The sequence below is a fragment of the Actinoplanes nipponensis genome (genome assembly GCF_016862275.1).
In the GTDB taxonomy this organism is placed as follows: Bacteria; Actinomycetota; Actinomycetes; order Mycobacteriales; family Micromonosporaceae; genus Actinoplanes; species Actinoplanes nipponensis.
Genome location: NZ_BOMQ01000058.1, coordinates 12,340 through 24,993, shown reverse-complemented (window position 1 = coordinate 24,993; position 12,654 = coordinate 12,340). Strand labels below are relative to the sequence as shown.

Sequence of the window (12,654 nt, the reverse complement as noted above, 5' to 3'; positions counted from 1 at the left end):
CATGGCCAAACGTACCTTCGGCAACAAGCTCGGCCTGGGTTTCGGGCTGACCGTGGCCCTGACCCTGATCATGGGCGCGTCCTCCGTCGCCGCGCTGTCGATCGTGGTGGACGCCAAGGACGCGGCGGTCAGGGAGGCCGTCGAGGACCTGGTCAGCGCCGAGCACCTGACCACCAAGGCGGAGAGCCGGATCAGCGACTATCGCGGCTACCTGCTCACCAACACCCAGGAGAACCTGGACCAGGCCAACCGCGACCGCGAGGAGTTCCTGGCCCTGGTCGTGCAGCTGCGGGGCACGCTCACCGACCCGGACACGCTGGCCCTGCTGGACGCCGTCTCGGTCGCCGAGGCCAAGCACGCGGCCGTCCTGCAGCCGGTCATCGAGCGGCGCCGGACGATCACCAACCTGCAGAACATCGGCCAGCTCAACGCGGTCGAGGTGACGCCGGCCCGCAAGGCGCTGCAGGAGTCGATCGCCGTCCTGACCGCCCACATCCGCGCCGACGTGGAGACCGCGCGGGAGAACTCCTCGGCCCGCGCCACCCAGGCCATCATCCTGATCGTCGTCCTGGGGCTGCTGGCCATGGCCTGTGGCGGCTACATCGCCTGGCGGCTCAACCGTGACCTGCGCCGGGAGGTCGGCGCGGCAGTCGGGCACATCCAGAGCTCCTCCGCGCAGCTCGAGGCGGCCGCGGCCCAGCAGGCCACCGGCGGCCGGGACCAGGCCAGCGCGATGAACGAGATCACCACGACCATCAGCGAGCTGCTGATCACCTCGCGGCAGATCGCCGAGAGCGCCCAGCGGGTGTCGCAGATCGCCGAGGACACCGCGGAGGCGGCGCGCACCGGCGACGCCACCATCGACCAGACCCGCGCCTCCATCTCGGCCATCCGCTCCCAGGTGGACCAGATCGTGCAGCACATGCTGGCCCTGGGCGAGAAGTCGCAGCAGATCGGCGGGGTGGTGGACCTGGTGTCCGAGCTGGCCGAGCAGACCAACATCCTGGCCATCAACGCGACCATCGAGGCCAGCGGCGCCGGCGAGTGGGGCCGGCGGTTCGCCGTCGTGGCCGAGGAGATCCGCAAACTCGCCGACCGCACCGCCGGCTCGGCCAAGGAGATCCGCGCCCTCATCGACGACGTCCGGGGCGCGGTCAACACCACGGTCATGGCCACGGAGATCGGCGCGAAGAGCGTCGACGCCGGGTCGCGGCAGTTCGACGACGCCACCAGCTCGTTCCGGCGCATCGCCCAGCTCGTCGCCACCACCAACGACGCCACCCGCGAGATCGAACTGACCACCAAGCAGCAGACCACCGCGGTCGAACAGGTCAATGTCGCGGCGTCCGACACCGCCCGCGTGACCCGGGAGACGGAAGCGAGCGCGGTGCAGACCAAGCAGACCGCCGCCCACCTGTCCAATCTCTCGGGTGAGCTGCTCGAGCTGGTCGGCACCGGTCGGCGCTGATGGGCCGGGACCCGCTGCGGTACTTCCGGATCGAGGCCCGGGAGCTGGTCGACCAGATCAGCGCCGGCGTCCTCGACCTGGACCAGCAGCCCGGGCCGGACCTGGTCGCGCGCCTGCTGCGTTTCGCGCACACCCTGAAGGGCGCGGCCCGGGTGGTCCGGCAGCAGGAGATCGCCGACCGGGCGCACGCCTTCGAGGAGGTGCTGGTGCCGCACCGCCAGGGCACGTCGGTGCTGCCCGCGGACGAGATGCGGGAACTGCTGCGGCTGAACGACGAGATCGAGGCCCACGTCGCCGCGCTGGAACCGAGCAGCCCGGGGCCGGCCGACCCGCGCGGGACCGAACCCGGACCCGTCGACCCCGCTCCCCCCGCCGACGACGGCGCCGACCCGGCCCGGGCCGCCGAGCCGGTGATGAGCGAGGCGGCGGCCAAGTCCCCCGCGCACCCGGAGGCCGGCCCCGCCGCGCGCGGCGCCACGGCCGACGTCGACGAGCTCCTGGACGCCGTCGGTGAGGCGCACACCCGCTTCGCGCCCCTGCGGACCGGTGGCCACGCCCTCGACCGGCTCACCCGTTCCGCCGAGGCGCTCGCCGACCAGTTGCGGGTCGGGCGCGCCGCCGCGCACACCGACGCGGCCCGGGCCGCCGCGGCCCGGCTCGCCGCCGACCTCGCCGCCCTCGGGCGGCGCATCACCGACACCGTCGAACAGGTCGAACGGGAGCTCGACGAGGTGCGCGGCCGCGCCGAGCGGCTGCGGCTGGTGTCCGCCGCGAGCATCTTCACCGCCCTGCACCGGGCCGTCCGCGACGCCGCCGACGCGCAGGACAAGCGGGTGCGGTTCGAGAGCCGCGGCGGCGACCTGCGGCTCGACCCGCAGGTGCTGAACCTGGCCGGCAACGCGCTGCTGCACGTCGTGCGCAACGCGGTCGTGCACGGCATCGAGACCGGCGAGGACCGGCTGGCGGCCGGCAAACCCGCCGAGGGCAGCGTGCTGGTGGAGGTCGAGCGGCGCGGCCGGTCCGTGGCCTTCCGCTGCGCCGACGACGGGCGGGGCTTCGATCTGGCCGCCGTCCGGCGCACCGCGGAGGCCCGCGGCCTGCTGACCCCGGGCGGTACGCCGCCCGACGAGCAGACGCTCCTGCGGCTGCTCCTGCGGGGCGGCATCAGCACCTCGCCCACGGTGACCGACGTGGCCGGCCGCGGCATCGGGCTCGACGTCGCCCGGGACGTCGCCGACCAGCTCGGCGGGGAGGTCTCCGTGCGTACCGACGCGGGCCTGGGCGCCACCGTCGAGCTGGTGCTGCCGCTGACCCTCATGTCCCTGCACGGCTTGATCGTCGAGGCCGCCGGCGCGGTCGCCACGGTGCCGCTGGACGCCGTGCGCACCTGCGTACGGCTGCTGCCCGAGCAGGCCGCGACCGCGGCCGTCACCGGCAAGCTGGCCCACGACGGGCAGGCCGTGCCCTTCCTCCCGCTGGCCCGGGCGCTGTACGCCGGCACGACGGTGCCGGACGGCGCCGGCCCGGCCGTGGCCGTCATCGTCGCGGCCGACGGCGCCGCCGTGGCCGTCGGGGTGGACCGGCTCGCGGGCACGTCCACGCTGGTCGTACGGCCGCTGCCCGAGCTCGCGCCCGCCGCGGCGGTGGTCGGCGGCGTGTCGATCGACCTCGACGGCAATCCCCGGCTCGTGCTGGACGCCCAGGGGCTGATCGCGGAGACGGCGCGGCTCGGCGGGGGCGCCGAGCCGGCCGCACCCGCGCGGGCGTTGCCCATCCTCGTCGTCGACGACTCGCTGACCACCCGGATGCTGGAACGCAGCATCCTGGAGTCCGCCGGCTACGAAGTCGACCTGGCCGCCTCCGGCGAGGAGGGCCTCGAGCTGGCCCGCTCCCGCCGCTACGGCCTCTACCTCACCGACATCGACATGCCGGGCATCGACGGGTTCACCTTCGTCGCCGAGACCCGGGCCGACCCCGAGCTGGCCGTGGTGCCGGCCATCCTGGTCAGCTCCCGGGCCAGCGCCGAGGACCGGCAGCGCGGCGCCGCCGTCGGGGCCAGCGCCTACGTGGTCAAGGGCGAGTTCAACCAGGAGGAGCTGCTCGCCCACATCCGGAAGCTGGCGCCGGCGTGAGCGGCCCGGCGGGGCGGCCGGCGGGAGGAGGGCCCGTGATCCGGGTGCTGGTGGTCGAGGACTCCGCGACCATGCGTCACGCCCTGCGGGAGGCCCTGGCCGGCGACCCCGATCTGCAGGTCGTGGGCGAGGCGCTGGACGGCGGGCAGGCCGTCGAGCTGGTCGGGCGGCTGCGGCCCGACGTCGTCACCATGGACATGATGCTGCCCACCATGAGCGGGCTCGCGGCCACCGAGCACATCATGGCCGAGTTCCCCACGCCGATCCTGGTGGTCTCGTCCGCGGACCGGCGGGAGCTGTTCAGCACCTACAACGCGCTCGCCGCCGGGGCCGTCGACGTCATGGAGAAGCCGCGCGGCGACGACTCCGACGCCGGGTGGGCGCGGCGGCTGTGCGCCACGGTCCGGCTGGTCTCGCGGATCCGCGTCATCACCCACCCGCGGGCCCGTCTCGACGGCCGCAGCCGCACCGGCGCCGAGCCGGCGACGGGCGGCCCGGCGGCCGCATCGTCGTTGCCGGCGGGCGCGCCCCCGGTCAAGGTGGTCGCCCTGGGCGCCTCGACCGGCGGGCCCGGCGCGCTGACCGAGCTGCTGCGCGCCCTGCCCGCCGGCTTCGCCCCGCCGGTGCTGTGCGTGCAGCACATCGCGGCCAGCGAGCCGTTCGCCGTGGCCTTCTCCGACTGGCTCGGCGGGCAGACCGGGCGCAACGTCGCCTACGCCCGGGACGGCACGCCGGTGCGCTCGCTCGCCGGCCGCGTCGTGCTGGCGCCGCCGGACCGGCACCTCCTGGTCCGCGACGGGCAGCTGCGGCTCAGCGAGGCCGCGCCCCGGCACTCCTGCCGACCGTCGGTCGACGTGCTGTTCGAGTCCGTCGCGGCCGAGTACGGCGCGAGCGCGGCCGGGTGCCTGCTCACCGGGATGGGCCGCGACGGCGCCCTGGGCCTGTTGCAGATGCGGGCCCGGGGCGGGCAGACGTTCGCCCAGGACGAGGCGAGTTGCGTCGTCTACGGCATGCCCCGCGAGGCCGCGCTGCTCGGCGCGGCCGGGTTCGTCCTGCCGCCGGCGCGGATCGCCGGGCGGCTCGGCGAGCTGGTCTCCGCCGTGGGGGTCCGGCGATGAGTCACAGCGCACCCGGGGCCGTCGGGCGGCTGGCCCCGCCGGCCGGGACGCCGGCGGCCGGGCCCGAGCCGGCGGACCGGCACACCGTGCTCATCGTCGACGACAGCCTGACCGTGCGGATGGACCTGCACGAGGCCTTCGAGGCCGACGGCTTCCGCTCGATCCTGTGCGCCGACGGGGCCGAGGCGCGGGCGGCCTTCACCGGCGCGCACTTCGACGTGGCCGTGCTCGACGTGCTGCTGCCCGACGCCGACGGGATCGAGCTGCTGCGGGAGCTGCGGGCCCAGCCCGGCCGGGAGAACACCGTGACGGTGCTGCTGTCCAGCGAGGCGGAGGTCGCGGACCGGCTGCACGGGCTGCGGACCGGGGCGGACGAGTACGTCGGCAAGCCCTACGACGCCGGTTACGTGGTGGCCCGGGCGCGGCAGCTGCTCGGGGAGGACCCGTACCGGATCGACGACCGCGCCACCGTGCTGGTCATCGACGACAGCGTCACCTTCCGGGAGAAGCTGCGCGAGCTCCTGGAGCCGGAGGGGTACGCCGTCATCACCGCCGCCTCCGGCGAGGAGGGGCTGCGGACGGCGGCCGACCGCCGGCCGCAGGCGGTCATCGTGGACGGCGTGATGCCGGGCATCGACGGCGCGACCGTGATCCGGCGGATGCGGCTGGATCCGGCCCTGCGCGACATCCCGTGCCTGCTGATGACCGCGTCCGACGACTACGCGACCGAGGTGCAGATGCTGGAGGCGGGCGCCGACGCGTTCGTCCGCAAGCAGCAGGACCTCGCCGTCGTGCTGGCCAAGCTGGCCGCCGTGCTGCGGACCAGCGCCGGGCAGCTGCCGTTCGAGGTGACCGGGAGCCTGCACGGGCCGGGCAAGGTGCTCACGGTGACCGCGGACCGGGGGCGGCTGGGCACGCTCGGCGACGCGCTGCGCGACGACGGGTACGACGTGGTGGCCGCCGGCACCGGCGGCGACGCCCTGGACCTGCTGGCCGCGCAGCCGGTGGACTGCATCGTGCTGAGCCTGGACGGCTCCGGGTCCGGGGCCCGGGACATCTGCCGCCGGATCAAGGAGGTCCCGCAGATCGGCGACACCCCGGTCATCATGGTCGGCGACCACGACGACGCCCTGCTGGACTGCCTGGCCGCCGGCGCCGACGACTACGTGCGCTCGGCCGACGGCCCGGAGGCGCTGCGGGCCCACGTCCGCGGGCAGATCCGCCGCAAGCAGTCGCTCGACGAGAGCCGGCGCATCCGGGAGGAGCTGATGCGCCGCGAGCTCGACGCGGCCGGGGAACGCGCCGCCCGGCAGCTCGCCGAGACCCGGGCGGCGCTGGTCGAGGAGCTGGAGTGGCGCAACCGCGAGCTGGAGGCGTTCAGCGGCTCCGTCTCGCACGACCTGCGCGGGCCGCTGCAGGTGATCAGCAGCTTCGCCGAGACGATCCTGGACGAGGACGACGAGCCGCTGAGCGCCCAGGTCCGGCACCGGGTGGAGCGCATCCACGCGGCCGCGGGCCGGATGGCCGATCTGGTGGAGTCGTTGCTGATCCTGGCCCGGGCCAGCCGCGGCGAGCTGCGGCGGCGCCGGCTGGACCTGACCGCGCTGGCCTGGCAGGTGATCGGCGAGGTGGCGGCGCGCGAGGGGGGCCGGGAGATCCGGTTCTCGGTCGCGGCGGACATGACCGCCGACGGCGACGAGGGCCTGGTCCGGATCATCCTGGAGAACCTGGTCAACAACGCCTGCAAGTTCACCGGCCGGGTGGCCGAGCCGGCGGTCGAGGTGGGCTGGAGCGGGCCGGGCGACAACCCGCGGTACCACATCCGGGACAACGGGGCCGGGTTCCCGGCCGGGCAGGCGGGCGAGCTGTTCCGGCCGTTCGCCCGGCTGCACACCGCCGACCAGTTCCCCGGCACGGGGATCGGACTGACGACGGTGCACCGGGTCGTGGAGCGCCACGGGGGTGAGATCCACGCCGAGGGCGACGACGGGAACGGCGCGACGTTCTGGTTCACGCTCCCGGCGGATCGCTGACCGCCGGGAGCGCCCGGCGGCGGTGCGCCCCGGTGTCCCGGGACGGCACCACCGCCGGTTGCCCTCAGCCGTCGGTGGCCAGCGCCGCCACCGGGCTCACCCGCGAGGCCCGCCGGGCCGGCAGCACCCCGGCCAGCGCCGTGAACGCCACCAGCGCCGCGAACACCGCGGCCAGCTGCCAGACCGGCAGGGCCAGGGGCGCGTTCACGCCGAGGGCCTTGATCGACAACCAGGCGTACGGCACCCCGAGCCCCAGGCCCAGGGTCGCGCCGATGACGCCGTACAGGCTGGATTCCGCCGTGAGCATGGCGCGCAGGCCGCCGCGGGACAGGCCGACCGCGCGCAGCAGACCGGACTCACGGACCCGTTCCACCACCGACAGCGCCGTGGTGGTGCCCACGCCGACCACCGCGATCAGCACGGTCAGCCCGACCAGGCCGATCGCCACCGCCAGCACGCCGTCGAGGACGAGGTTCATCTGGTCGCGCTCGTCGGCCAGCACCTGCACGCCGAGGCCGGTGCGGCCCTGCACGAGCTGCTGCATGGCCTTCTGGCCGGCGGTACGCCCGTCCTCGCCTGGCTTCGCGGCGTCGGCGAGCAGCCCCGAGTAGCTCGCCGGCGCGCCCAGCGCGCTCAGGTCGGCGGGGTCCAGCAGCAGGTACGACTGCAGCGGCCCGGTGTCCGGCAGCGTCGCCGCCACCGTGACCCGGATCTTCTTCTTCCCGCTGGTCAGCGTGGTGGTGTCGCCGACCCGCAGGCCGGAGCTGTCCGTGACGAAACCGGAGATGGCGATCGCGCCGGGCCTGATCCCGGTCAGCGCGCCGGCCGACACGTCGATCCCGTCCAGCGTGGGCAGGGCCCGCATGTCCAGGTCGGTGGCCGGCAGCTCGGACTCGTCGGCGCCGATCCGCACGCTGTCGAGCCGCCGGTAGCCGGTGACGTGGGCCAGGTCGGGGCTGGCCTGGGCCTGGCCGAGCAGGCCGGCCGGCACCCGCTCGTCGCCGTTGGCGGTGAGCTCGAAGTCGGCCGGCACGGCGGAGGCCAGTTCGCGGTCGGCCAGCACCCGGACCGAGGCGCCGGTCACCACGACCCCGGCGATGAGGGTGACGCCGAGCGCCACCACGACCGAGACGGCGGCGGCCCGGCGGGGCGCGGCGCCGACCCCGCCGACCGCGAGCCGGCCGACCGCGCCGAACCGGCGCAGCGGCCAGCCGACGGTGGCCAGCAGCGGGCGCACCAGCACCGGGCCCAGCGCCATCAGCGCGAAGAAGGCGAGCGCGCCGGAGATGACGACGGTGAGCAGCATCGGCTCCGCGGCGTAGTCCTTGGCGTCGCGGCCGGGCAGGTGGACGAGCACGTACGTGGCCGTGGCGGCCGCGCCGAGGGCCAGCAGCAGGCCGAACGCCCAGCGCAGCCGGCCGATGTCGCGCCGCCCGCCGGTGGTGCTGGCCGAGCGCAGCGCTTCCAGGGGCGCGACCTTCGCGGCCGAGAACGCCGGGGCCAGCACGGCCAGCACGGTGATCAGCACCGACAGCGCGACGACGCCGGCCGCCGGCAGCAGGGGCACGCCCGGCGACGACACCGCGACGTCGAAGCCGCGCAGCACCGGCGGCAGGAGGTGACCGACGGCCAGCGCGCCCAGCACCCCGGCCAGCCCGGCCACGAAGCCGGTGAGCGCGCCCTCGGCGGCCAGCGCCCGGCTGATCGAGCCGCGCCCGGCGCCGACGGCCCGCAGCAGCGCGAGCTGGCGCATCCGCTGGGCGAACACGATCCGGAACGTGGAGGTGGCGACCAGCCCGGCGGCGACCACCGCGATGGCCACGAACATCCCCACGACGGCGAACAGCTCGGTCAGGTCGGAGGCGGCCTGGTTCGCCTCGTCGGTACGGGTGTCGGCGCCGGTGCGCACCTGCGCCCGTTCCGCGCCCTCCGCCGGCGCGGGCAGGCCCTGCACGATCCGGTCGACCGCGGCCCGGGCGGCGGCCGGGTCGGCGCCGGCGGCCAGGCGCAGGTCCACCCGGTACAGGGCGACGTCGGGGCTGAGCGCGGTGACGGTGGCCGTCGGGGCGTACGCCGTGAAGCCGTAGTCGTCGCGGGTGTCGGCCAGGCCGGTGACGGTGAGCCGGACGGTCCGGGCCGGTTTGCCGTCGTCCTTCCAGGCCGTGACGAGCGAGACGGCGGTGCCCACCGGCAGGCCCATCCGGTCGGCCGTGCGCGGGGTGACCGCGATCTCCCCCGGCGCGGACGGGTACCGGCCCCGGGTGACGTGGGCGACGGCGAGCGGGCCGCTGCCCGGGTCGGCGGTGACGGTCAGGAACTGCCCGCCGGTCTCGCCGCCGAACTCGGTCCGGCCGGCCGCCTCCGCGACGCCGGGCACGGCCCGGAGCTGCTCGAGGTCGGCGGTGGTGAGCCGGGGCAGGTTGCCGGTCGGCGTCTGCCCGCCGACGACGATGTCGGCGGCCTCGGGCGTGCCGCTCAGCCCGTCCAGCATGGTGCGCACGGTGATCTGCTGGGCCAGCACGGTCGCGTAGACCACGAAGGACGCCACCAGCATGGCCAGGCCGGTGAGCAGCAGCCGGGCCGGGCGCCGGGAGACCCCGGCGAGCTGGGTACGGAGCACGGTCATCGGTAGGTTCCCAGGTTCTGCAGGGCGTCGGCGATCGCCGCGCGGTCGGGGCGGTCCAGGTCGCCGGCCACCCGGCCGTCGGCCAGCAGCACGACCCGGTCGGCGTACGCGGCGGCGCCGGGGTCGTGGGTCACCATGACGACGGTCTGGCCCAGCTCGCGGACCGAGTTGCGCAGGAACGACAGCACCTCGGCGCCCGAGCGCGAGTCCAGGTTGCCGGTCGGCTCGTCGGCGAAGACCACCTCGGGCCGCGAGACCAGCGCCCGGGCCAGGGCGACGCGCTGCTGCTGGCCGCCGGAGAGCTCGCTGGGCCGGTGGGTGAGCCGGCCGTGCAGCCCCAGCACGTCGGCCAGGTGGGCGAGCAGGCCGCGTTCGGCGCGCCGGCCGGCCAGGTCCAGCGGCAGGGTGATGTTCTGCTCGGCGGTCAGCTGCGGGAGCAGGTTGAACGACTGGAAGACGAAGCCGATCCGTTCGCGGCGGACCCGGGTGAGGACCTTGTCGCCCAGCACGGTCAGGTCGGTGCCGCCCAGCAGCGCCCGGCCGGAGGTCGCCGTGTCCAGCCCGGCCAGGCAGTGCATCAGCGTGGACTTGCCGGAGCCGGACGGTCCCATGATCGCGGTGAACTGGGCGCGGGCGAAGCCGACGGTCACGCCGTCGAGGGCACGGACGGCGGTCTCGCCGCTGCCGTACACCTTGACCAGGTCCACGGCGGCGACGGCGGTCATGCCGTCGTCCGGGCCGGCCGTCGGTGTGGTCGGCGCGGCGGCCGGGGACTGCGTTCTCATCAGGGTGCCTCCAGGGGTCGGTGAAACTGTGAGCAGCCTGATGGCCGGCGGGCGCTCCGCGCATCGGTCCGCAGCGGGGAACGGCGGCCGCGGCGGGTCTGTCTTTCGGCCGATGGAGGCCCGTGGAGCAGCGGTTACGCTGGGTCACGATGTTGACGCGACCCGACCTGATCCGCCGCGGCGCGCAGCTCGCCACGCTGTTCGTGATGGGCGTGCTCGGGCTGCTCGACCTGGCCTCCGCCGTGTCCGCCGGGGGCCTGCCGCTGGCCTTCGTGATGTTCGTCGGCGCCCTGGCCACGGCCGCCGTGTGGCTGCCCCGGCACCGGCAGGGCTCGACCCGGCTGCCCAAGGCCGCGCTGCTGCTGGCCGGGTTCTCCCTGCTGCTGACCCTGGCGGTGGGCGGGCTGTCCGGCGGCATCGGGAGCAGCTTCGGGCTGGCCGAGGCCGTCGGCCTGCTCGCGGTGTTGTTCGTGGTCTGCCGCCGTGGCGACACGCGGTGGACGGTCGGCACCGTGCTGCTGCTCGGCATGGCGATCGGGTTCCTGCCGTTGCGCGCCGGCGTCAGCGCCGACTACGTCATCGCCGGTCTGGCCCTGGGCCTGGTCGCGACCGCGGTCATCGCCCTCGCCGTCTACCTGCGCATGATCGAGTCGACCCGGCTGCGGGCGATGGACTCGGTCCGGGCCGAGCAGCGCGCCGAGTTCGCCCGGGATCTGCACGACTTCATCGCCCACCACGTGACCGGCATCGTCGTGCAGGCGCAGGGGGCACGGTTCATCGCCGAGCAGGACCCGAAGCGGGTGCTGCTGGCGCTGGAGCAGATCGAGGCGGCCGGCGCGGAGACCATGGCGTCGATGCGGCGCATGGTGGGGGTGCTGCGTGACCCGAACGCCCGGCCCGACGCGCCGCTCGCGCCGCTGGCCGGGGTGGACGAGCTGGCCCCGCTGCTGGAGCAGTTCAGCGCCGCGGGCGACGTGCTGGCCCGGTTGCACGTGGACGGCAGCACCGCCGGGGTGCCGGTGGAGGTGTCCACGTCGGCGTACCGGGTGGTGATGGAGGCGCTGACCAACATCCGCCGGCACGCCAAGGACGCCCGGGTGGCGGACGTGTGGGTGCGCCGTACCCCGGACTGGCTGCTGGTCCGGGTGGCCAACGACGGCGCGCCGCCCCGGGCGGCGATACCGCGCGAGGCGCCGGGGTACGGTCTCGTGGGCCTGAGCGAACGGGTCCGTGCGGTCGGCGGTCGCATCACCGCCGGGCCGGGCATCGACGGCGGCTGGGTGGTCGACGCGGCCCTGCCGCTCGACCAGGAGGTGACGCGGTGATCCGCGTGATGATCGCTGACGACCAGGCGATGGTCCGGACCGGCTTCGGCATGATCATCGGCGCGCAGCCCGACATGGAGCTGATCGGCGAGGCCGCGGACGGCGTCGAGGCGGTGGCGATGGTCCGCCGGCTGAAGCCGGACGTGGCGCTCTTCGACATCCGGATGCCCCGGATGGACGGCCTGGAGGCCCTGCGGCTGCTGGCCGGCCCGGGCGTCGCGGACCCGATCAAGGTGGTCGTCGTGACGACCTTCGACCTCGACGAGTACGTGCACCAGGCGCTGCGCAACGGCGCGGCCGGCTTCCTGCTCAAGGACTCGGGCCCGGCGCTGCTGGTGGAGGCGGTCCGCGCGGCGGTCTCCGGGGACGCGCTGATCAGCCCGTCGATCACCGTACGGCTGCTGGAGCACCTGTCCCCACCGGCGCCCACCGGCGACGACGGCGGCCTGTCCCCGCGGGAGCTGGACGTGGTCAAGCTGGCCGCCCGCGGGCTGACCAACGCGGAGATCGCGACCCAGCTGTTCATCTCCGTGGGCACCGTGAAGACCCACCTGGGCAGCGTGCAGACCAAGCTGGGGGCGCGCAACCGGGTGGAGATCGCCGCCTGGGCCTGGGAGCGGCGGCTGGTGGGCTAACCGCCGGCGAGCGTGATCCAGTAGCGGCGCAGCCGGCCGAGGTCGGTGTCGCGGATGTCCTCCAGCTCGCCGCCGTGGCGCTCGATCGTGCGGCGCGAGCCCTCGTTGTCCACGCGGCAGGTGAGCAGGACCCGGGTCAGCCCGAGCTCGGCCGCGTGCGGCAGGACCCGGCCCAGCGCGAACGACGCCAGGCCGCGGCGGCGCGCCGACGGCCGTACGCCGTAGCCGATGTGCCCGCCGGCCTCCAGCAGGAAGTCGTTGAGCTCGTGCCGCAGCGCGATCGCGCCGAGCACCTCGTCGTCGGCCACGATCCACCAGTACGTGCAGCGCACCCAGCCCTCCGGCGGCGGGGCCGCCGGGTCGGACTCGCTGAGCAGGCGGCGCACCCAGGCGGCGAAGCCGTCGGGGCTGTCCACGTCGTCACCCGGGCGCAGACCCGCGCCGTCCTGGTGCACGCCGCTTCCCCACTCGTCGCGGGACCGCAGCCAGGACTCCCGCAGGCGGACGGTGGGTGCGATCAGCTCGGCCATGC

Annotated in this window: 9 protein-coding genes; 6 read left to right on the top strand and 3 right to left on the bottom strand. The window is 75.3% G+C overall.

Annotation, left to right across the window (positions count from 1 at the left end):
* The first annotated feature begins 1 nt into the window (after position 1).
* Genes Ani05nite_RS24260 through Ani05nite_RS24245 form a run of 4 tightly spaced genes read left to right on the top strand, consistent with a single transcriptional unit; the run spans position 2 to position 6,751 of the window.
* Complete coding sequence (locus tag Ani05nite_RS24260; RefSeq protein ID WP_203771775.1) at positions 2-1,468, top strand: methyl-accepting chemotaxis protein; 1,467 nt, start codon at positions 2-4, stop codon at positions 1,466-1,468.
* Positions 1,468-3,600, top strand: coding sequence for a hybrid sensor histidine kinase/response regulator (locus Ani05nite_RS24255; protein ID WP_203771773.1), 2,133 nt, complete (start codon positions 1,468-1,470; stop codon positions 3,598-3,600). Before Ani05nite_RS24260 ends, Ani05nite_RS24255 begins: the two co-directional genes overlap by 1 nt.
* Positions 3,601-3,635: 35 nt before the next feature.
* Complete coding sequence (gene cheB, locus Ani05nite_RS24250; protein WP_203771771.1) at positions 3,636-4,718, top strand: chemotaxis-specific protein-glutamate methyltransferase CheB; 1,083 nt, start codon at positions 3,636-3,638, stop codon at positions 4,716-4,718.
* The gene (locus tag Ani05nite_RS24245; RefSeq protein ID WP_203771769.1) at positions 4,715-6,751 is read left to right on the top strand and encodes a response regulator; all 2,037 of its coding nucleotides are present in this window, start codon (positions 4,715-4,717) and stop codon (positions 6,749-6,751) included. Before cheB ends, Ani05nite_RS24245 begins: the two co-directional genes overlap by 4 nt.
* A gap of 64 nt (positions 6,752-6,815) precedes the next feature.
* Here the strand turns inward: Ani05nite_RS24245 and Ani05nite_RS24240 are convergent, their stop codons facing one another.
* Positions 6,816-9,377 carry an ABC transporter permease gene (locus tag Ani05nite_RS24240; RefSeq protein ID WP_203771767.1) on the bottom strand — a complete coding sequence of 854 codons (2,562 nt, stop codon included), beginning with the start codon at positions 9,375-9,377 and terminating at the stop codon, positions 6,816-6,818.
* Entirely contained in the window at positions 9,374-10,162 is a 789-nt protein-coding gene (locus Ani05nite_RS24235; protein ID WP_377881608.1) for an ABC transporter ATP-binding protein, read from the bottom strand. Before Ani05nite_RS24235 ends, Ani05nite_RS24240 begins: the two co-directional genes overlap by 4 nt.
* A gap of 149 nt (positions 10,163-10,311) precedes the next feature.
* On the opposite strand from Ani05nite_RS24235, the gene Ani05nite_RS24230 reads away from it, so the two are divergent.
* Together Ani05nite_RS24230 and Ani05nite_RS24225 are read left to right on the top strand one after the other, a co-directional pair.
* Positions 10,312-11,487 carry a sensor histidine kinase gene (locus Ani05nite_RS24230; protein ID WP_203771765.1) on the top strand — a complete coding sequence of 392 codons (1,176 nt, stop codon included), beginning with the start codon at positions 10,312-10,314 and terminating at the stop codon, positions 11,485-11,487.
* Positions 11,484-12,122, top strand: a complete 639-nt coding sequence (locus tag Ani05nite_RS24225; RefSeq protein ID WP_203771763.1) for a response regulator — start codon at positions 11,484-11,486, stop codon at positions 12,120-12,122. The genes Ani05nite_RS24230 and Ani05nite_RS24225 overlap by 4 nt, the downstream gene beginning before the upstream one ends.
* Here the strand turns inward: Ani05nite_RS24225 and Ani05nite_RS24220 are convergent.
* Positions 12,119-12,652, bottom strand: coding sequence for a GNAT family N-acetyltransferase (locus tag Ani05nite_RS24220; protein WP_203771761.1), 534 nt, complete (start codon positions 12,650-12,652; stop codon positions 12,119-12,121). The genes Ani05nite_RS24225 and Ani05nite_RS24220 overlap by 4 nt on opposite strands.
* Positions 12,653-12,654: the final 2 nt, after the last annotated feature.